This is a genomic window from Bradyrhizobium pachyrhizi (genome assembly GCF_029714545.1).
GTDB lineage: Bacteria > Pseudomonadota > Alphaproteobacteria > Rhizobiales > Xanthobacteraceae > Bradyrhizobium > Bradyrhizobium pachyrhizi.
The window spans coordinates 249,435-269,988 of record NZ_CP121667.1; the positions used below are offsets into that span (position 1 = coordinate 249,435).

Annotated in this window: 20 protein-coding genes; 12 read left to right on the plus strand and 8 right to left on the minus strand. The window is 65.4% G+C overall.

Annotated features, from left to right (window positions below):
• Positions 1-590 precede the first annotated feature (590 nt).
• From QA639_RS01150 to QA639_RS01175, 6 genes are read left to right on the plus strand one after another with little or no spacing between them, the layout of a single operon-like run.
• Entirely contained in the window at positions 591-836 is a 246-nt protein-coding gene (locus QA639_RS01150) for an acyl carrier protein (RefSeq protein WP_157342896.1), read from the plus strand.
• Between the two features lie 4 nt (positions 837-840).
• Positions 841-2,043 (plus strand): acyl-CoA dehydrogenase family protein, encoded by a 1,203-nt coding sequence (locus QA639_RS01155; protein WP_428841132.1) that lies wholly within the window; start codon positions 841-843, stop codon positions 2,041-2,043.
• A 1-nt stretch (position 2,044) separates the two neighbouring features.
• Positions 2,045-2,968: an amino acid--[acyl-carrier-protein] ligase gene (locus QA639_RS01160; RefSeq protein ID WP_028335830.1), complete on the plus strand. Its 924-nt coding sequence runs from the start codon at positions 2,045-2,047 to the stop codon at positions 2,966-2,968.
• 1 nt (position 2,969) lies between these two features.
• Positions 2,970-3,968, plus strand: coding sequence for a DUF1839 family protein (locus QA639_RS01165; protein ID WP_283090710.1), 999 nt, complete (start codon positions 2,970-2,972; stop codon positions 3,966-3,968).
• 44 nt (positions 3,969-4,012) lie between these two features.
• Positions 4,013-6,523, plus strand: a complete 2,511-nt coding sequence (locus QA639_RS01170; RefSeq protein ID WP_283089005.1) for a glycoside hydrolase family 2 protein — start codon at positions 4,013-4,015, stop codon at positions 6,521-6,523.
• A complete protein-coding gene (locus tag QA639_RS01175; RefSeq protein WP_283089006.1) occupies positions 6,520-8,325 on the plus strand; it encodes an alpha/beta hydrolase in 1,806 nt (601 codons plus the stop codon). The genes QA639_RS01170 and QA639_RS01175 overlap by 4 nt, the downstream gene beginning before the upstream one ends.
• Before the next feature lie 27 nt (positions 8,326-8,352).
• Here QA639_RS01175 and QA639_RS01180 read toward each other — a convergent pair whose 3' ends face one another.
• The 5 genes from QA639_RS01180 to QA639_RS01200 all read right to left on the minus strand — a co-directional run bounded on the left by QA639_RS01180 (position 8,353) and on the right by QA639_RS01200 (position 11,583).
• Positions 8,353-8,979 (minus strand): ATP-dependent Clp protease proteolytic subunit, encoded by a 627-nt coding sequence (locus tag QA639_RS01180; protein ID WP_028335833.1) that lies wholly within the window; start codon positions 8,977-8,979, stop codon positions 8,353-8,355.
• A 55-nt stretch (positions 8,980-9,034) separates the two neighbouring features.
• Positions 9,035-9,388, minus strand: coding sequence for an SRPBCC family protein (locus QA639_RS01185; protein ID WP_283089007.1), 354 nt, complete (start codon positions 9,386-9,388; stop codon positions 9,035-9,037).
• Positions 9,385-9,699 carry an ArsR/SmtB family transcription factor gene (locus tag QA639_RS01190; protein ID WP_016841428.1) on the minus strand — a complete coding sequence of 105 codons (315 nt, stop codon included), beginning with the start codon at positions 9,697-9,699 and terminating at the stop codon, positions 9,385-9,387. The genes QA639_RS01185 and QA639_RS01190 overlap by 4 nt, the downstream gene beginning before the upstream one ends.
• A gap of 78 nt (positions 9,700-9,777) precedes the next feature.
• The gene (locus tag QA639_RS01195; RefSeq protein WP_283089008.1) at positions 9,778-11,097 is read right to left on the minus strand and encodes an ammonium transporter; all 1,320 of its coding nucleotides are present in this window, start codon (positions 11,095-11,097) and stop codon (positions 9,778-9,780) included.
• Between the two features lie 147 nt (positions 11,098-11,244).
• Positions 11,245-11,583, minus strand: coding sequence for a P-II family nitrogen regulator (locus QA639_RS01200; protein WP_028335836.1), 339 nt, complete (start codon positions 11,581-11,583; stop codon positions 11,245-11,247).
• Between the two features lie 329 nt (positions 11,584-11,912).
• Between QA639_RS01200 and QA639_RS01205 the strand changes: the two genes are divergently transcribed.
• Positions 11,913-12,803: a DUF4339 domain-containing protein gene (locus QA639_RS01205; RefSeq protein ID WP_157342905.1), complete on the plus strand. Its 891-nt coding sequence runs from the start codon at positions 11,913-11,915 to the stop codon at positions 12,801-12,803.
• 43 nt (positions 12,804-12,846) lie between these two features.
• Here QA639_RS01205 and tesB read toward each other — a convergent pair whose 3' ends face one another.
• A complete protein-coding gene (gene tesB, locus QA639_RS01210) occupies positions 12,847-13,710 on the minus strand; it encodes an acyl-CoA thioesterase II (RefSeq protein WP_016841424.1) in 864 nt (287 codons plus the stop codon).
• A 117-nt stretch (positions 13,711-13,827) separates the two neighbouring features.
• Here tesB and QA639_RS01215 point away from each other — a divergent pair, with 117 nt between their 5' ends.
• The gene (locus QA639_RS01215; protein WP_157342907.1) at positions 13,828-15,048 is read left to right on the plus strand and encodes a ubiquinone biosynthesis hydroxylase; all 1,221 of its coding nucleotides are present in this window, start codon (positions 13,828-13,830) and stop codon (positions 15,046-15,048) included.
• 98 nt (positions 15,049-15,146) lie between these two features.
• Here the strand turns inward: QA639_RS01215 and QA639_RS01220 are convergent, their stop codons facing one another.
• Positions 15,147-15,344 carry a Trm112 family protein gene (locus QA639_RS01220; protein ID WP_018269337.1) on the minus strand — a complete coding sequence of 66 codons (198 nt, stop codon included), beginning with the start codon at positions 15,342-15,344 and terminating at the stop codon, positions 15,147-15,149.
• Positions 15,345-15,450: 106 nt separating this feature from the next.
• Positions 15,451-15,987, minus strand: a complete 537-nt coding sequence (locus QA639_RS01225; protein WP_283089009.1) for a TetR/AcrR family transcriptional regulator — start codon at positions 15,985-15,987, stop codon at positions 15,451-15,453.
• A 94-nt stretch (positions 15,988-16,081) separates the two neighbouring features.
• Here QA639_RS01225 and QA639_RS01230 point away from each other — a divergent pair, with 94 nt between their 5' ends.
• The 4 genes from QA639_RS01230 to QA639_RS01245 all read left to right on the plus strand — a co-directional run bounded on the left by QA639_RS01230 (position 16,082) and on the right by QA639_RS01245 (position 20,365).
• A complete protein-coding gene (locus QA639_RS01230) occupies positions 16,082-16,432 on the plus strand; it encodes a hypothetical protein (protein ID WP_283089010.1) in 351 nt (116 codons plus the stop codon).
• An 11-nt stretch (positions 16,433-16,443) separates the two neighbouring features.
• A complete protein-coding gene (locus QA639_RS01235; protein ID WP_283089011.1) occupies positions 16,444-17,250 on the plus strand; it encodes a crotonase/enoyl-CoA hydratase family protein in 807 nt (268 codons plus the stop codon).
• Positions 17,247-17,669 (plus strand): PaaI family thioesterase, encoded by a 423-nt coding sequence (locus tag QA639_RS01240; protein ID WP_283089012.1) that lies wholly within the window; start codon positions 17,247-17,249, stop codon positions 17,667-17,669. The genes QA639_RS01235 and QA639_RS01240 overlap by 4 nt, the downstream gene beginning before the upstream one ends.
• A gap of 161 nt (positions 17,670-17,830) precedes the next feature.
• Entirely contained in the window at positions 17,831-20,365 is a 2,535-nt protein-coding gene (locus tag QA639_RS01245; protein ID WP_283089013.1) for a bifunctional diguanylate cyclase/phosphodiesterase, read from the plus strand.
• Positions 20,366-20,554 lie beyond the last annotated feature (189 nt).

Here is a 20,554-nt window from a genome sequence, read left to right on the forward strand (position 1 = left end):
AGGACATCCACTACGCGGGCACAGCCTGGCCCCTTAGAATCAAATGCCGTGCCAAACGGCCGGAGTTCGCTAATGGATTATGAATCCGGACCTTTTCCCGCTTTGCGGGAGGGGGTTGCCCCTGCGCTATTCCGCCGCGCCTAAAATATGGTCAGGCCTGTCTAGAACGCAGGCAGGGCTAACTCCGGACACAATTCTGCTCAGCCGCGGTGCAGTAGGCGGTATCCGGCGAGGGCTTCCGGGCCCGGCCCGCGATCCGCGACCACCCTCTCGATCATGTCGCCATTCGCGTCTGCCGGACGGTTGCGCGATGGGAATTTGATGTTGGGTTTCATCGGCTTGTTTGGGTTCCCACCCGAAACAGGACCGGCGCGAAGACATTTGCGGGCACCTCGCCGCGTCGTCCTGCGCGAAGCGGACAAGGGCTCGCATCAGGCGCGCCCGCCAAGACGGCAAATGCCCGACTTTTGCCGACGCTCGTTACGGATCGTTAGCTGTCTGTAGCATTGTAGTTCCGGCGTTAACGCCGCCGTTGCCGTCGTTGCGCTATTGCCGCCGCATAAGAACTTCAATGACAGGTGGGGCAACCAATGATCGATCGTATCCGCGCGCTGCTCGAGCAGCAGCCGATGATTTCGCTGGATTTCAACACAATCACCGACGACACGAATCTCTATGACGCAGGGCTGACATCCTTCGCCACGGTGCAGGTGATGCTGGCGCTTGAGGAAGAGTTCAACATCGAATTTCCCGAGGCGATGCTCACGCGACGGACCTTCTCGTCGCTCGCCAACGTCGCGGACGCCGTTTCACTGCTGACACAGCGGGCGGCGTAAAACCATGAGCGTGGTGAGAAAGATGGAGCCCGTGCCGGCCTCTGCCGCCACGCCGGCCGAGCGCATGCGTCGGGTCGCCAAGGTCGCGGCGCAGCAGGTCGATGCGGTAGACCGTGAGGGCCGCTTCCCGGCCGATACCATCGAAGCATTGAAGCGCGAGCGCCTGCTCGGCGTCGCGATTCCCGTCGAGCATGGCGGGGAGGAATTGGGCACGATGGAGATCGCGGAGCTGATCGTTCAGCTCGCCCAGGCGTGCGGCTCGAGCGCCATGATCTACGCCATGCACCAGATCAAGACGTCGAGCTTCGTCAGCCATGGCGGCGCCAGCGACTGGCATCTGGCCTATATGCGCCGCATTGCGGCGGAGCAGTTGCTGATGGCCTCGGCGACCACGGAAGCCGGCATCGGCGGCAATTTGCGCAATTCGATCTGTGCGGTCGAAGTGGCAGACGGCCGCTTCTCGCTGACAAAGGAAGCAACCGTTATTTCCTACGGCCGCCACGCCGACGCGATTCTTGCCACGGCGCGGCGCGCTCCCGACGCGGCAAGCTCCGATCAGGTGATGGTTGTCATTCCCGCGGACCTGAACCGCACGCTGGAGCGCACCTCCGTATGGGATACGCTCGGAATGCGCGGCACCTGTTCGGACGGTTTCCATCTCCTCGCGCATGGCGACGCGGCGCAGATCTTCCCCAAGCCGTTCTCGGAGATCGCGGCACAGTCGATGCTGGCGAGCTCGCATATCTTCTGGGCGGCGACCTGGTTCGGTATCGCCACCGACGCCTTCAATCGCGCGCAAGCATTCGTCAAGGCAGCGGCGCGCAAGCAGGCGGACGGAAATCTGCCGCCGGGCGCGCTTCGGCTCGCCGAGGCGGCCGCCCTGCTTCAGGAGATGAAGGGTCATCTCACGGCCGCGATTGACCGCTTCGATGCGGCCAAGGGCAATGACGACGCGCTCTCCTCGATTGGCTTTACCGCCGAGATCAACGCGTTGAAGGTCGCTGCGAGCGAGAAGGCTGGGGCGATCGTGCGGCTCGCCATGCTGGTCAACGGCATCGTCGGCTACAAGAACGGCACGCCGTTCAGCGTCGGCAGACACCTGCGCGATGTGAGCTCAGCGCCGCTGATGATTTCGAACGACCGTATTCTTTCCAACACCGCGACGCTCCTGCTGATGAGCCGCTTTGACACCAGCCTGAGAGGTTGAGATGGACGCCAAGACGTTCGATGCCAAGAGCCTGCTCGACACCCTGTTCGACAAGAGCATCCTGTTCAAGACCGGAGTAGACGGGCTTTATGGCCGCTCCGGCGTTTTCGAAGACGTGATCGAGCGCTTTGAGCGGCTCGTGACCAGCATCGGAGCGCCAGACAAGGCAACCCGCATCCACTTCCCACCGGGCATGAGCCGCGCCACGCTTGAAGGCAGTGGCTATATGAAAAGCTTCCCGCAGCTTGCAGGCTGCGTGCATTCCTTCATGGGCGGTGAGCGCGAGCATGCGCAGCTTCTCGGCATGATGGCTGCGGGGGAGGACTGGACCGAACTGCAGCAGGCGACGAACGTCGTGCTGACGCCAGCCGCCTGCTATCCGCTCTATCCGACCGTTGCCGCGCGTGGTCCGGTGCCGGATGACGGTGTGCTATTCGAGCTTTCCTCTTATTGCTTCCGTCATGAGCCTTCCAAGGATCCCGCGCGCATGCAGCTGTTCCGCATGCGCGAATTCGTCCGCATCGGGACGGCCGAGCAGGTGTGCGCCTTCCGCGAAAGCTGGCTGGAGCGCGGCAAGGCGATGATCGAATCCCTCGACCTGCCCTGCGAGGTTGATCTCGCCAACGATCCGTTCTTCGGTCGCGGCGGCAAGATGATGGCCAACAACCAGCGCGACGAGGGACTCAAGTTCGAGCTGCTGATCCCGGTAACCAGTATCGAGAAACCGACGGCCTGCTTGTCCTTCAATTATCATCGCGACCATTTTGGCCAGACCTGGGGCCTCAAATTCGCGGATGGCAGCCTGTGCCACTCGGCCTGCGTCGGCTTCGGGCTGGAGCGCGTGGCGCTCGCGCTGTTCCGCCATCACGGCCCTGAGGTCGAGGCATGGCCGGCTTCCGTGCGCGACACGCTTTGGGGCAACTGAAATGCAGAGTGCCATCGCCGGGCTCGATCCGGCCGACTACAAACCGCACCTGCTCCACGACGCGGAGCGGCGATGGCCGCAAACCAACTGCTATGTCGATCTTCTGATCGAGGTCATGCATGCGAACGGGAATGACCCGGTCGCTGCGCTCGGCTTCACCGTGGCGCAGGATTTCGAAGGCGACCAGTTCACGTTCTTCAAGTTCCCGACGGCCGACCTGCAGCGATTGGCCGGCCTGGATATCCAGGAACTGTCCGTGTTCGATCGTCTGGAGGCGCACGTTCTCAATCAGATCGAGCGCGGGCGGCTGCCGCTGATCGAGGTCGATGCTTTCTACCTGCCCGACACGAAGGGCATCACCTATCGCAGTGGCCATTCCAAGACGACGATCGGCGTCAACGTGCTCGTTCCCGGGCGCCGCCACATCGCCTACTTCCACAACGACGGCTACTTCGCCCTGGACGGCGAGGACTATGACGGCATTTTCGAGCAGCGCAACGGCGCGCCGGCCGGCGGCCTGCCGCTGTTTCCCTATGCCGAGTTCGTCAAGTTCAACGCCACGCGCCCCTCGCGCGAGCCGGTCAGTGCGGCCACGGAAATCCTCGCGCAGCATCTGCGGCGGAGGCCGAAGCGCAATCCGCTCGATGCCTATGCGGCCGTGTTCGGCGGCCATGCCGAGGCACTGGCCGCCCGATCACCGGAGTATTTTCACGTCTACGCCTTCAACACGTTGCGGCAGGTGGGCGCCAATTTCGAACTCCTCTCCAGTCATCTGGAATGGCTGGGACGGCACGGCGAGACCGGTCTGGCCGAGGCGATCGAAGCCGCCGCGGCAATCGCCGAGGGCGCCAAGGTCATGCAATTCAAGCTCGCCCGCGCCATGGCCCGGCATCGGTTCGATGGCCTCGCGGACGCCATCGGGCCGATGGCCAAGGCCTGGCAAACGGTGATGAACGCTCTGGACGGTCGCATGGCGGATCTCGCCAGCAAGGCAGCGTAGGACCGGCCTGCCGGTCATGGGAATGCATGTGTATGGACGCTTTGGTGTCGACGACCGACACGGCCGAGCCTCTGGACAGCGGCTGGTGCATGGTCGTCTCGCCGGCCGGCGCGTGGGCGTCTCCGGCGGCGATCGACGGCAGCGCCGAATGGCTGGAGGCGGCGTGCCCCGGCACGGCCGCTGCTGCGCTGGAACGGCTTGGCCGCTGGGACCGCAACCATCCCACTCCGCTGCACGACCAGGACGTCTGGTATCGTCGCCGGCTCGATGTCACCGGCCCGGCCCGTCTCGTATTTGACGGCTTGGCGACGGTTGCAGAGGTCTGGCTCGACGATCGCCTCGTGCTGTCCTCGACCTCGATGTTCGAGCGCCATGATGTCGCCCTGACGCTTGCCGGCGGCGAGCAACTGGCCATCGCATTCCGCAGCCTCGACCGCCATCTGGAAACCCTGACTGGTCCGCGTGCGCGCTGGCGGCCGCGCATGATCGACGATCAGCGGTTGAGGCTCGTACGGACCACGCTGATCGGCCATATGCCGGGTTGGTCCCCTGGCTTCGACATCGTCGGACCATGGCGACCGATCAAGCTGATCCGCGATACCAACCGGCAAGGCGTGCGCGATGTGCAAATGCAGGCCGACCTCGCCGGCACAACAGGGCATCTTTCCATCGCGATCACGCTGGTCGAGCCGTTTGATGACGCGCCGGCCACGGTCGCCTGTGCGGGCGCTGTCGCCGCACTGATCTCAGAGACAGCGACGCGGCTGACGGCGAAACTGGATATTGCGAACGTTGCGCCATGGTGGCCGAGCAGCCATGGCGATCCGGCGTTGCACGAGGTTGTCGTCACGCTCGGCTCGATGCGAGTAGCGCTCGGCCGCGTCGGCTTCCGGCATATCGAGATCGATCGCGGCACCGACGGACGCGGCTTTCGGCTGGTCGTCAACGGCGTATCCGTCTTTTGTCGCGGCTCGGTGTGGACGCCGTCCGACCTGGTGCGGCTGCCGTCCTCACGCGAAGAGATCGCGCGCGACCTCGATCTTGCACGACGGGCGGGCGTCAACATGCTCAGGGTCGGCGGCACGTTCGTCTACGAGGGCGACGCATTTCACGAGCTTTGCGACGAGATGGGCATCCTGGTCTGGCAGGACCTGATGCTCGCCAATTTCGACTATCCGGCGAAGGACGGAGCCTGGCAGGCGTCGCTCTCGCGCGAGGTCGGGAATTTGCTCGGGCGGCTCAGGCATTCGCCGTCACTCGCCGTTCTGTGCGGCGGCAGCGAGGTGGCGCAGCAAGCGGCGATGATGGGCTTGCCGATGTCGATGGATCCGACGCCCTGGTTCGACAAGGTGGTGCGCCCCATCGCCGAAGCGAAGCGTCCCGACCTGGTGCTTGTGACGTCATCGCCATCCGGCGGCAACCTGCCTTTCACGGCTGATGGCGGGCCGATGCATTATTACGGGGTCGGCGCCTATTGCCGCCCGCTGGATGACGCGCGCCGGGCCGAAGTGCGCTTCGCGAGCGAATGCCTTGCCTTTGCCAATGTGCCTGACCAGGCAACGCTGGATGCGCATCTGCCGGTGCCGCCGGTGCACGATCCGCGCTGGAAGGCGGGTGTGCCGCGCGACGTCGGCGCGTCGTGGGACTTCGAGGATGTGCGCGAGCACTATCTGGAAACGCTTTTTTCCGTCGACGCGCGCCGGCTGCGCATCGAAAATACCAGACGCTATCTCGAACTCTCCCGTGCGGTGACGACCGAGGTGGTGGAGCGCACCATCGACGAATGGCGCAGACCTTGTTCGCCGACGGCAGGAGCGCTGCTGTTCTTCTGGAAGGACTTGCGGCCGGGCGCGGGTTGGGGCGTGGTCGATTCGACCGGCCGGCCGAAGCCCGTCTGGCACGGGCTGAGGCGCGCATTTGCCCCGCTACGGCTGATCCTGAGCGACGAGGGCGTCAACGGGCTGACCGTCCATGCCGTCAACGATACCGCGAAGACCGTTCGGGCGACATTATCGCTGACCTGTCTGCGGGACGGCGTCACGCCGGTGGTGTCAGCGCGCCGACCGGTCAGCGTGCCGGCGCACGGCGGCCTGTCGCTTTCGGCCTTCTCGGTGCTCGGGGCCTTTTTCGATATCTCCTACGCCTATCGCTTCGGGCCGCCCGGACATGAAGTCACCGTTGCAAAACTGGAAGGCGATGACGGCAAGGTCTTTGCCGAGGCCTTCCATGTGCTGCCGGATGTCATGACCGCGCGGCGCGACGTCGGCCTGACTGTGAGTTTGGTGCGTCGGAAGGACGCGTGGCGGCTGCGGCTGGCCTGCAAACGCGCGGCCTACCACGTCTCCATCCAGGATGATCGGTTCGTTCCGACGGAGAACAATTTCCACCTGATGCCGGGCATCGAGCGGGAGGTCGGCCTTGACGGTCCGCCCCTGGCGACCCCTGGCGGCGCGGTGACGGCGCTCAATGCCGATCGCGACGCGAGCTACGAGGTGCCGAGAGCGGAAGAATTGGAAGTCGTGCGGACAAAGGAGTCCGCCGGGAGCATGACATGAAACCAGTTGTCTTTGCCGATACCATCGGCTGGCTGAACGGAGCGAAGGGGCGGCGGGGCGTTGTCATCGCCGGCGCGCATGGTCATGAGGATCTGTGCAGTCGCCGATTCCTGAAGCTGTTGTCCGACAAGGCGGCCGCGGCGGGCCTGCCTGTCCTGCTGTTTGACTATCCCGGCTGCGGCAACGCCGCCGGCGACCATTCGGCGCCGGGCCGGGTGATGGCCTGGACCGCAAGCATCGGCGCGGCGATCGACCGGTTGAAGCGGGATTGCGGCGTGGAGGATGTCATCCTCGCCGGCTTCCGTCTCGGCGCGCTGCTGGCCCCGCTCGCTGCGGCGGGGCGGGACGACGTGGCAGGCCTCGCGCTGCTCGCGCCACCGAGTTCCGGCAAGACCTATGTGCGCGAAATCACCGCGATGTCGCGCGTGATCGATGGGTCGCTCGCGAAGAGCGCCGCAAGCGACGCGACGTTCGCCGAGGGACGCGAGGCCGTCGGCTTCCGGCTTTCGCATGAGACGCTCGCCGATCTGTCGAGGCTGGATTGGCGGCGGGCCGTCGCGGCCCTTCCGCCCCTGCCGATGCTTTTGATCGCGAACGGAAAGCCGTTGGCAGGCTCTGACATCCGCGACGGTCAAACTTCTTTCGAAGGCGCGACAATCGCGGAGTTCAAGGACTATCACCTGCTCATGTGCGACCCGACCGCGAACCGGATCCCGGCCGACGTTGTCGATTGCTGGGCGGATTGGTTGTCCGACCGGGCCGTGGCCGGCGTAGCTCAGGGCGTCGTATCCTTGACCGGCCGCGAGCTATTGGAGGGATCGCACTACACGGAGGAACCGGTTGTGATCAGGCAGGCGCCATTGATCTGTGGCGTGCTGACCCGGCCACGTGACAGCGATGCTGCGGCCGATCCGGTCATCTTCCTCAACTCCGGCGGCGTGCCGCATGTCGGTTGGGCGCGCGGCACGGTCGAGGCGGCGCGCGAGCTTGCCGCCGCCGGCGTGGCGTCGCTACGCATTGACCTGCCGGGCCTCGGCCTGAGCGACGATCCCGGGAGCAATCGTCTGTTCCTCTACGATTCCCGCACCCGCTTCGACGTCGGCGCGGCGATTGACTGGATGCAGCGGGCGGGCTTTGCCAAAGTCGAGCTTGTGGGCACATGCTCGGGCGCCTTCCAGGCTCTTCACACGGCGCGCGCGGACCGCCGCGTCCGGGCCCTGACCATGATCAACCCGCTCTGCTTTGCCTGGAACAGTTCCTACGCGCTGGAGCTTACGGCCTGGAAAGCATACGAAGCCTCCAAGGCGAATCGCGGAAGCCAGCAGCAGATCGGTCCGGCGGAGGGGTCTGCGATGACGACCAAGTCCGCCTGGAAGCTGCCAGTGTCAGGTAGCGCCAGGCGGCTGGTGCGGCGCGGATTGGAAGCCGTCAAGTCGACGCTGTCGGCGATGCATCCGTCCGCATTGCTTGGTCGTAACCGTGTCGAGCGCTGGATGCGCGAGCTTTGCAGCCGCGGCGTGCGCGTCCTCATGGTCACCTCGGACGGCGATCTCAGCCTGCAGGAGATCGCACGGCATTTTGGTCAGGACGGCAAACGGCTCACAAGCATCCCTGGAGTGACGCGGTTGACGCTGCCGAACGCCGACCATTCGCTGACGCCTCGTCATGCGCGGCGCGCTGTCGTCGCGCGCCTGATCGACCACCGCGGCGGCGGCAGGCGCGGAGGATCGAGCCGTCCCGATGCCGTGCGGGTCACGGTGCAGCATGCCGAGGTGAAGCCTAAATCGATGGCGCTGTCATGAACGGTTTGGCCGCTCCAGCGACGAAGATCAGCGCGGCACCGGATCACGTTTTTCGGCGGCGTCGCGTTCGGCGAAGACCTTGTCGATCAATCCCCATTCGAGCGCCTGCTGCGCGGACATGAAGTGATCGCGATCCAGGGTCCGTTCCACGTCGGCTTCGGTGCGCCCGCAGTGCTGCGCATAGAGCCGGATGATGCGCCGCTTGGTCTCCTGCATCTCGGTGGCATGGATCAGGATGTCGGACGCCTGACCCTGGAAGCCGCCGAGCGGCTGATGCACGTGGAGGCTTGCATTCGGCAGCGCGGCGCGGTGACCGGGCTCGCCGGCCATCAAAAGGAACGATCCCATCGAGCGCGCCGTGCCCATGCACAGCGTGTGCACCGGTGCCTTGATGAACTGCATGGTGTCGTACATTGCAAGCCCGCTAGTGATCACGCCGCCATAGGAGTTGATGTAGAGGTTGATCGGCTTGTTGGGGTTGTCGGCTTCGAGGAACAGCAGCTGGGCGCAGACCAGTCCGGACATCGCATCATTGACCTCGCCGTTCAGGAAGATGATGCGCTCGCGCAGGAGCCTGGAATAGATGTCGAAGGAACGTTCGCCGCGGCTCGACTGTTCGACGACCATAGGGACGAGTTGCATCATGTCGCGCATCGGCGACCTCCATTGCTGCAGGTGATGAAGTTTCAGGGGGTGACGAGGTTTGTGATCAGGCCGCGCGCATCAGGCGGTTGTTGCTGTTGGCCGGTTGCGGCTGCTTTCCCCTGATGTCGCAGGCCTGCTGGATGATGCGAAAGCGGGTGCCGCCGGCCTCGTTCGGCTCGATCCGGAAGATGACATGGCTCTCGCGAAACGGCGGCTCGGACTCGCGGAGCCGGAAGCGCACCTCTTCGCCAGCGATCGATGAGAGAGGTTCAGCGTCCGCCAGATCGCAATCCGGGAGCCAGCGTTCGCGCAGGGCCGGAATGGTCACCGCGCGCCACACTTTTTCAGGCGGTGCATCGAGCTCGTATTCGAGCACCAGGTCGGCGTCGGCATGATCAGGCTCAACTGCGTCGCTCATTGATCCATGTCCTTCAGCAGATCGGAGAGCGCTTCGATGCGCTTCGGCCAATACGCGCGGTAGCGGGCGAGCCAGGTGCCGATGCTGGCGATGCCGTCCGGGTCGACCTCATAATTCACGAAGCGGCCCTGCCGCTGCTCGCGCACCAGCCCTGCCGCGCGCAGCACCGCCAGATGCTGCGACATCGCCGGCTGGCTGATCTCTAGTCCGTCGCGCAAGGCGCTGGCGTTCAGGCTGCCGCCGGCCAGCTTCTCAAAGACCTTGCGGCGGGTCGGATCGGCCAGAGCCTTGAAGATATCGGTGTCGACCATGACGACACATAAGCATACACTTATGTGTCGCGCAAGCCAGAACTGGCTCGACGTTCGGAACGGGGCGAGCCGGACGGCTTACTGCAGCGCCTCGCCGTGCTGGGAGATGTCGAGACCTTCGAGCTCCTGCTGCATCGAGACGCGCAGCGGGACGAAGGCGCTGACCAGCTTGAGCAGCACGAAGGTGACGCCGCCGCACCAGACAAAGGTGACCGCGACGCCGTAGAGCTGGATCAGCAGCTGCCTCGGATTGCCCTCGAGCAGGCCGGACGTGCCGCCGATCGCCGAGGCCGCGAACACGCCGGCAAGCAGCGTGCCGGTCAGGCCGCCGATGCCGTGCACGCCGAACACGTCGAGCGAGTCGTCATACTTGAAGCGATGCTTCAGCCAGGTGCAGGCCCAGAAGCAGACCAGGCCGGCAATGATGCCGATGACGACGCCGTGCCACGGCGCGACGAAGCCGGATGCCGGGGTGATGGTGCCGAGCCCCGCGACCGCACCCGAGATCATGCCGAGCACCGACGGCTTGCGGCGCGTCGCCCATTCGATCGCGCCCCAGGTCAGCGCACCGGCGCAGGCCGCAAGATGGGTGGCGGTGATCGCCATCACCGCGCGCGAATTGGCCGCGAGCGCCGAGCCGCCGTTAAAGCCGAACCAGCCGACCCAGAGCAGGCCGGTGCCGACCACCGCGAGCGACAGGTCGAACGGCGACAAATTGTCATGGCCATAGCCGTGCCGGTTGCCCATCACCTTGGCCGCGACCAGGCCGCTGATGCCGGCGGAGAGATGCACCACGAGACCGCCGGCGAAATCCAGCACGCCCGCTGAAGCGAGGAAGCCGCCGCCCCACACCCAATGCGCCAGCGGCACATAGGCGAAGATGAACCAGCCGATCGAGAACAGTACATAGGCGGAAAACCGCATGCGGTCGGCGACCGAGCCTGCGACCAGCGCCACCGTGATGATCGCGAACGTCATCTGGTACAGCATGAACAGCGCTTCGGGGATGGTCTTCGCCGCCGGATTGATGCTGTCCATGGTGATGCCGGCCAGGAACCAGCGATCGAGCGAGCCGAGCCAGGGACCGTCGCCGACGAAGCTCAGCGAATAGCCGAAGGTGACCCAGAGGATCGAGACGAGCGCAACGGCAGTGAGGCTCTGCGCCATCGTCGCCAGCACGTTCTTCTTGCGCACCATGCCGGAGTAGAACAGCGCCAGTCCGGGGATCGTCATCATCAGCACCAGCGCGGTGGCGACGATCATCCAGGCGGTGTCGGCGGCGTTGACGCCGGCGCTGGATGCCGAGTCTTGCGCGAAGGCCGGCGTGGCTTGCGCGAACAGGATTGCAGCAGTGATCGGCGCAGCTGATATCGCTGCACGAAGAGCTCGTGCCCCCATCATCATTCCCCGGCGGTCGTGGTTTCTTGGTGTGCGGTTGTGGCGTGCGCCGGCGTCGTTGCCGGCGATGATCTCGATCGTTTTGTTTGGGCATGATCTCCGCGCAAACGCTTTCCGCGTTTGTCGCGAGGGATCATGCTCCAGGGTTCAGAGCGCGTCGTTGTCGGTCTCGCCGGTGCGGATGCGCAGCGCATGATCGATCGGCGTCACGAAGATCTTGCCGTCGCCGATCTGGCCGGTGCGGGCGTGCTCGGTGATGACGCTGACCGCCTTGTCGGCGAGCTCGGTATCGACGGCGATCTCGATCCGAAGCTTGGGCAGGAAGTTCACGACATATTCGGCGCCGCGATAGATCTCGGTGTGGCCCTTCTGGCGGCCATAGCCCTTCACCTCGGTCACCGTCATGCCGTGGACGCCGATCGCGGTCAGCGCCTGGCGTACCTCATCGAGCTTGAACGGTTTGATGATCGCGACGACGAGTTTCATGGTTCAGGCCTTCATTCCCTTGAGGTTTTCCGTGTGCGCCCGTCCCGGAGCGGCACTTGCCGTCCCGTGAGCCGGCACCTGCTGCCTCCCGGAGCGGCAATTTGCCATCCCCGAGCGGCACTTCGCGTCCGCCAAATCTGGCAGCTTTCTGGGCAAATGGCATAAAAAACTTGCAGGTTGAAGCGGAAAACATGCGCAGCGCGTGCGCTCCCTCACTGTACGGAATGGAAACGCTCGGCCACAATGTGGCTTTCCCGCCCCGGCCAGCGCTCTTGCTGGTTCGTTTCGCCTATCGCGCGTCCCTGCGCGCGCGCCTGAGGAAACAAGAAATGTCGAACCGAAACTGGTTTTATGCATCCGAAGGCCAGCAAAAGGGCCCCTTGCCTGAAACCCAGCTCCGCGACCTGATCACCCGGGGCATGGTGGGGGCCGACACCCTGGTGTGGACCGAGGGCATGGCCGGCTGGCAAAAGGCCGGGGAGATTCCGGGCCTCGTCCCGAGCGCCGGCGCGCCGCCGGCATTTCCGCAGGCCGGCGGACCGCCGCCGGTGGTGGCGTCTGGAAGCTATAGCGGCGGCACGCTGTCCGCCGACTTCCCGATCTGGGGCCTGTTCGGCCGCAGCCTCCTGATGTTCATCGGCCAGATTCTCGTCATCCCGGCGCCGTGGACCGCGACCGGCCTGTACCGTTTTGCGATCCCCTATATCCGCGTGCCGGGCCGGCCGCATTTCGCCTTCACCGGGCAGCCGCTCGACATCTGGTGGGTCTTCATCGTGCTCGGCCTTCTGACCTATGCCGGCGCGGCCAACAGCAACATCGTGACGCTGCTCTCGCTGCTGTTGCAGGGCTTCCTGAGCTGGATGATCGTGCGCTGGATCATCGGCCATCTCAGCTCGAGCGGCCAGGATCTGCCGATCTCGTTCAGGGGCAGCCCGGTCGCCTATGTCGGCTGGTACGTGGCGATGGTGGTCTCGGCCATCACCATCATCGGCTGGGCCTGGGTGCTGACCGCCTGGATGCGCTGGATCTGCCGCAACATCGACGGCACGCGCCGCGAGGTCAGCTTCAATGCGTCCGGCATCGAGGTGCTGTGGCGAACCATCGTGTTCACGATCGCCTGCGGCTTCCTGATCCCGATTCCGTGGGTGCTGCGCTGGTACGGCAACTGGTTCGTCTCGCAATTCGCGCTGACCGAGCGCGGCGCCTACGCCGGCCAGTAAGCGCGATCGCATCGTGCCGACCGGCTCTGTTCGAGCGTGAGCTCTACGCCTTTCGCTCGCGCACCGAACCTTCTTGCGCGACGGATGCTACCAGCGTGCCGTCGGGCTTGAAGATCAGGCCGCGTGTCAGGCCGCGGCCGGACTGCGCGCTCGGCGAATCCTGGGCGTAGAGCAGCCATTCGTCGGCGCGGAACGGGCGGTGAAACCACATCGCGTGATCGAGGCTCGCCGGCATCATGCGCTTGTCGAACAGCGTGCGGCCGTAGCGCGCCATCACGGCATCGAGCAGCGAGAAATCCGACGCATAGGCGAGCGCGCACAGATGCAGCGCGGGATCGTCGGGCAGCTTGGCTGCGGTGCGGATCCAGACATGAATGCGGCCGTCGTCGATCTTCTGGCCGAAATAACGGCCGAGCTCGACCGGGCGCAGCTCGATCGGCCGGTCGCTCTCGTAATAGCGGCGGATGAACTCCGGCATCTCCTTGAACATCGGCTGCTTCGACACTTCCTCCGCGGTCAGCTTCTCCGGCGGCGGCACGTCGGGCATCTTCTCCTGATGATTGAAGTTGCTCTCCTCCTCGGCATGGAACGACACCATGATGGAGAAGATCGCGTTGCCGTGCTGGATCGCGGTGACGCGGCGGGTGGTGTAGCTCTTGCCGTCGCGCAGCCGCTCGACCTGGTAGATGATCGGGATTTGCGGATCGCCGGGCAGGATGAAGTAGCAATGGATCGAATGCGGCAGGCGGCCCTCGACGGTGCGGCAGGCCGCCACCATCGCTTGGCCGATCACCTGGCCGCCGAACACGCGCTGCCAGCTCGTCTTCGGGCTGTTGCCGCGGAACAAATTCACCTCGAGCTGCTCGAGATCGAGGATGGACAGCAGGTCGATCAGGCTCTTGGACATGGATAGGCCCCGGAATGACGATTGGGGCTGTTAGCCGCCCTTGTTTCTAAACTCTGTTTCGCCCAGCTAATATCAGGTAGCAAGTCTCCTTTGATGGCGTAATCGAGTAAGGATCGCATGCCGGCACAGCGAAGTATTGTCATCTGCGGGGGTGCATTTGCAGGGTTGGCGCTGGCCGTGGCGCTGCGCCAGGGGCTTGGGCCCGACATCCCGGTCATCGTGGCCGATCCGGCGCTGAGCCAGCGCCCGAGCCGCGATCCGCGCGCGACCGCGATCGTGGCGGCCTGCCGGCGGCTGTTCGAGACCCTCGGCGTCTGGGGCCAGGTGGCGCCGACGGCGCAGCCGATCACGGATATGGTCGTGACCGACTCCAAGCTGGAGGACGCGACGCGCCCGGTGTTCCTGACCTTCGCCGGCAATGTCGCGCCCGGCGAGCCGTTCGCCCATATGGTCGAGAACCGCTATTTGATCGATGCGCTCGCGAGCCGTGCCGAAGCCGAGGGCGTCGAACTGCGCGCCGCCGCGGTGTCGAGCTTCGCGTCGCGGCCCGACGGCGTCAGCGTTACGCTGGCCGGCGGCACCGTGATCGATGCGAGCCTGCTGGTTGCCGCCGACGGCGCCCGCTCGAAGCTGCGCGAGCGCGCCGGGATTGCGACCCATGGCTGGGACTACGACCAGTCCGGCATCGTGGTCACGGTCGGGCACGAGCGTGAACATCAGGGCCGCGCCGAGGAGCATTTCCTGCCCGCGGGGCCGTTCGCGATCCTGCCGCTGACCGGCAATCGCTCGTCGCTGGTGTGGACCGAGACGCGCAACGATGCCGCGCGCATCGTCGCCTTGAACGAAGAGCAATTCCACGCCGAGCTCGAGCAGCGCTTCGGCCTGCATCTCGGCGAGATCAAGCCGCTCGACAAGCCGCGCGCCTTCCCGCTCGGCTATTTCGTCGCGCGCTCGTTCATCGCCGAACGGCTGGCGCTGATCGGCGACGCCGCGCATGTGATCCATCCGATCGCGGGGCAGGGGCTCAATATGGGCCTGAAGGACGTCGCTGCGCTTGCCGAGGTCGTGGTCGATGCGGCGCGGCTCGGCATGGACCTCGGCCAGGCCGACGTGCTCGAGCGCTACCAGCGCTGGCGGCGCTTCGACACGATGGCGATGGGCGTCGCCACCAACTCGCTGAACTTCCTGTTCTCCAACGAATCGACGCTGCTGCGCACCGTGCGCGACATTGGCCTCGGTCTCGTCGATCGCGCGCCGCCGTTGAAGGAGATGTTCATCCGCCAGGCGGCGGGACTGTCAGGCGAGGTGCCGCGGCTGCTGAAGGGCGAGGCGCTTTAGCCCTCGTAGCCCGGATGAAGCGAAGCGAAATCCGGGGCAGACTATCCGCGGTGAGACTTTCCCGGATTGCGCTGCGCTTCATCCGGGCTACGCTTACATCAATCGATCTTCCTCGCCTCTTCCGGCAGCATGATCGGAATGCCGTCGCGGATCGGATAGGCGAGCTTGGCCGAGCGCGAGATCAGCTCCTGCCGCGCGGCGTCGAATTCCAGCGGCCCCTTGGTGATCGGGCACACCAGGATTTCGAGCAGTTTTGGGTCGGCGGTGCTCTCGAGATGGTCGGTCGTGGAATTCATTGCGGTCTCCGACTGGAGCGTTTTCGAGCGAAGTGGGCACCGGTTCGCGTGAAGAAAACGCGTCAGAATGAACTGGCCGTGATGTAGCACATCCAAATGTCAGCTGTCAGCGCCTGGCCATCCGCAGCAGCTCGTCGATCGCGGCCTGCTGACGCGGCTTCGGCAGCGCCTGCTCGGACAGCGCGTAGCCGATAAACGCCCAATAGAAGATCTGCGCGCGGCCGCGCGCCACGTCGTCCGGGAATCCGGACTGCCGCAGCAGGCTTTCGATATAGCCGATCCGGCGCTGGTCGACCTCGAGCACGGCGGCGCGCGCTTCGGCGTCCGCGGTGGCCCAGCTGCGCACCGCGCGTTCCAGCGCCAGCCGCGCCGAGAAGGCACGGCGTAGCAACAGCGCCAGCGCGTCGCCGCCTTGTGGAATGGTCTCGAGCTCCGCGATCACCTGCTCGGCCGCGACCTCGCGCCAATGGGTGAGGATCGCCGCGCGGTAGGCGCCGATGTCGGCGAAATGCCAGTAGAAGCTGCCGCGCGAAACGCCCATGGCCTTGGCCAGCGGCTCGGCCTTGAGCGCCGTGAAGCCGCGTCGCGCCAGCGTCTTCAGGCCCTGATCGAGCCAGTCCTTGACCGAGAGCTGTTCCGCCATGGTTCCCCGTCTTGCGCCGCCCACCATACACAAGTGTATTGACAGGCGCCAGCGGCCGAGGTCATATACCATACAGTAGTGTATGGAAGCCGCGATGCGTGATCTTCTGCTGCAAGGCGCCGGCGCCGTCGCCATCCTGGTCAGTCTCATCCATGGCGTGCTCGGCGAGACGAGGATATTCGCGCGCGCCACCGTCGAGCCGCCGCGGCTGCGGCTCTTGCTTCGCCTGGTCTATCAGGCTGGTACCGTCGCCTGGATCGGCGGCGGCGTGCTGCTGATCGCCGCGCCCCTGATGGCCTCCGATGCCGCGCGGCACTGGATCGTGGCGACGCTCGGTGTCGTGTTCGGCGTCGCGGCACTCGCCAACGCGGTGGCGACCCGCTTCCGCCACTTCGGCTGGATGGCGATGAGCGCCGTCGTGGCGCTCGCCGCCGCCGGCTATTAGCGAGGACGACCATGACGACTGATCGCATCAGCCTCAGCTTTGCCGATGGCGTCGCGGACGTCAGGCTCAACCGCCCGGACAAGCTCAATGCGCTCGATCCGGCGATGTTCGCCGCGATCGCCGAAATCGGTGCGCAGCTCGCGGATAACCGCAAGCTCCGCGCCGTGGTGCTCTCGGGCGAAGGGCAGGCCTTCTGCGCAGGCCTCGACATGGAGCGTCTGGTCGCAACGACGGAGGGCGAATCCATCCTGCCCTTCGCTGATCTCGGCCGTCGGACCCACGGCATTGCCAACTTTGCGCAGCATCTGGTGTGGCTCTGGCGCGAGCTGCCGGCGCCGGTCATCGCCGCCGTCCACGGCATAGCCTTCGGCGGCGGCTTTCAGCTGATGCTCGGTGCCGACATCAGATATCTCGCACCCGGCACGCGCCTTGCGATCATCGAAGCCAAATGGGGGTTGGTGCCCGACATGGCCGGCACGCAGCTGATGCGCCATCTTGCGCGCGAGGATGTGGTCCGTGAACTCACCTACACCGCGCGCGTCTTTTCCGCGGACGAGGCGCTTGGTCATGGCTTCGCCACCCGGATCGTCGAACAGCCGCGCGAGGCCGCGCTGGAGACGGCGCGCGCAATCGCGGACCGCAGCCCGGATGCGATCCGCGCCGCCAAGCGGCTGCTCAATCTTGCAGCCGATCGCGATGCGGCGACCGGACTTGCGGCGGAAACGGCCGAACAGGCGCGTCTGCTCGGCTCGCCCAATCACATCGAGGCCGTCAGGGCGAATCTCGAACGGCGGCCCCCGCAATGGAGTTTTACATGACGACTGGCCCGGGCTTCGATCTCGAACGTCTCGTTGCGACCAACGCGTCGGCGGCCTTCAACCGGCTTGCCGGCTTCGAGGTCGTCACCGCCGGCACCGGCACGGTGGAACTACGGATGCCCTGGCGCGACGATCTCACCCAATATGCGGGACACCTGCACGCCGGGATGATCGCGGCGCTGCTCGACACCGCCTGCGGCTTTGCCGCGGCGTCGATCGCGGGTTCCGTCACCGCATCCCATTTCTCGATGAACTGCCTGAAGCCCGCGCTGGGCCGCTGCTTCATCGCCAAAGGAACCACATTGCGTGCCGGGCGCAGGCAGGTCTTCGCGCGCGCGGAACTTTTTGCGGAGAACGCGCAGGGTGAAATCTCGCTGGTTGCAACCGGTGAAACCGTACTCGTTCCGCTGGCTGGCTGAGCCGCGCGGATCGCGCATCGCTGTGAAATTTATGGAGCCATCAATTTCGGTGCGGAATCGGCTTACGCGCGGATAACCATGCTACTGAAAGTTGCAGAATATTATCGAGAAGACAATTCAATCAGCCTAGCCTGTGCGTACGGATAACCATGGACCGACGCATGTTTCGTGTTCTTACGTGCCTTTCAGGTGAGCATGACTGGCGGCTCGTTCTGCTCGCCGGGCTGGTCTGCTTCGTCGCCAGTATTGTGGCGGTCAATATTTTTCATCGCGCAATTGCATCGCAGGCGAGGACACGGCTGATCTGGATTGCGATCGCGGGCGCCGCGATCGGCTACGGCATCTGGGCAACGCATTTCATCGCCATGCTGGCCTATGAGCCGGGAATCCCCACCGGCTACGGTATCGTCCTCACCGGGCTGTCGCTCGCCGCGGCGATGATGCTGACCTCCGGCGGCCTCGGCCTTGCCGCCAGCGACTCCAGCCGCTGGCGCGCGCCGGTCGGCGGCGCCGTGATCGGAGCCGGCATCGCCAGCATGCACTATCTCGGGATGTGGGCGCTGGAAGTACCGGGTCACGTGGTCTGGTCGCTCGATCTCGTGGCGGCCTCCGTCGTGCTCGGCATGCTGTTCGGTTACGCCGCGCTGGCGATCGCGGTGCGCCATCAGGATCGTTGGATGTCGCTCGCCGCGGCGCTGCTGCTGACGCTTGCGATCGTGTCGCATCATTTCACCGCGATGGGCGCGGTCGAGATCGTTCCGGATCCGTTGCTGGCTCCGGCGGCCCTGTCGCTCTCGCCGGCCTTCCTCGCTATCGTGATCGCCGGCGTGGCGCTCTCGGTGCTCGGCATGAGCCTGGTCGGCGTGCTCGCGGATCGCCGGCTGGCGCTTCGCACCCGCCGCTTCGAGGAGATCATCAGCCAGCTTTCGTCGGCGCGACAGCAGGTCGAGGCGTCGCAGAAGGAGCTGGAGGAGCAGAGGTTCCGGCTGGATACCGCGATCAACCACATGGGTGAGGGCCTCTGCATGTTCGATGCGGAGAAGCGCCTCGTCGTCTGCAACGATCGCTACGCCAAGATGTACCGGCTGCCGCCGGAATTGCTGCTGCCCGGCACGTCCCATCGCGAGATCATCAGGCATCGGATCGCCAACGGCATTCTCAAGGGCGAGACCAGCGACAGCGCCGCCACGCAGGTGCTCGCGACATTGAACGCGCTCCCGGCCGGCGAGATCAGCAGCCGGGTCGACGAGCTCGCCGACGGCCGGCTGATCTGCGTGACGCGGCAGCCGATGCCCGGCGGCGGCTGGGTGGCGACGCATCGCGACGTCACCGAGCAGCGGCGCTCCGAGGCCAAGATCACCTATATGGCGCAGCACGACGCGCTGACCGATCTGCCGAACCGCGTGCTGCTCAAGGAATGGATGGAGCGCGCGCTGTCCGGTGCCCGGTGCGGCGGACCGAGCCTTGCGGTGTTGATGCTCGATCTCGACCGCTTCAAGGACGTCAACGACACGCTCGGGCATCCGGCGGGCGACGCGCTGCTGAAGTCGGTGGCCGCGCGCTTGCGCAGATCCGTCAGCGATACGACGCTGGTCGCGCGGCTCGGCGGCGACGAGTTCGCGGTGATCGACTATGTCGGCGATCCGGTCACGGAAGCGGGCCTGCTCGCCGAGAAGATCAGGAAGGCGCTCAGCGAGCCGATCGATCTCGGTGATCATCGGGTGACCACCACGACCAGCATCGGCATTGCGATCGCACCGCGCGACGGCACCGATTCGGACGAGGTGCTGCGCAGCGCCGATCTCGCGCTTTACTCGGCCAAGAGCGGCGGGCGCGGCTCGTTCCGCTTCTTCGAGCCGGAGCTCGATCGGCTGCTGCAGGCCCGGCGCGGCCTCGAGCGCGACATGCGCAGTGCGCTCGCCAATGGCGAGTTCGAGCTGCACTATCAGCCGTTCATCCACGTCGCGAGCGGGGAGACCTGCGGCTTCGAGGCGTTGCTCCGCTGGCACCATCCGCACCGCGGCATGGTATCTCCGGCGCAGTTCATTCCGCTGGCGGAAGAGACCGGCCTGATCGTGCCGCTGGGGGAATGGGTGCTGCGCACCGCGTGCGCGGAGGCCGCCAAATGGCCCGACGACCTCAAGATCGCGATCAACCTGTCGCCCGTGCAGTTCAGGAGTCCGGAGTTGGTCCCGGTGATCGTGCACGCGCTGGCGAGTGCCGGAATTTCGCCGGAGCGCCTCGAGCTCGAAGTCACCGAAACGGCCATCATTCAGGACAGCGAAGCGGTGTTTACCGCGCTTAGCCAACTGCACGATCTGGGGGTGCGGATCGCGCTCGACGACTTCGGCACCGGCTACTCGTCGTTGAGCTTTCTGCAGAAGTTTCCGTTCGACAAGGTCAAGATCGACCGCAGCTTCGTGTCCGAGCTCTCGGGCGCGACCGACGAGTCGCGCCGGATCGCGCGCGCGATCGTGCGCTTTGCCGTCAGCCTCGGCAAGACCACGACGGCTGAAGGCGTTGAAACCAGGGAGCAGCTCGACATCCTCCGCGCCGATGCCTGCGTGGAAGTGCAGGGCTTCCACTTCAGCCCGCCGGTCCAGAGCGAGAAAGTCGCGCAGATGATCGGCGGGCGAACCCCGGCAGCGGCCGAATGGCCTGCGGTTCGTTTCGCCATGGCGGGTGCCGCATCCTGATCGATGGGCTGCGCCGGGCGGCCCCGATACGCATGAGGCGTAAGGCCGCAGCACGCCGCCAAAACCAAACTGCGCGTGGAGCGCAAAGCGGTTTTGGCAACCGTTAGAATTCCTCTAAAGCCAGCCGTCGCGGCGCTTCCTTGACTTGGCAATCGCCTCAGCATTCTTCACGCATGTGCCCTGCGCGAA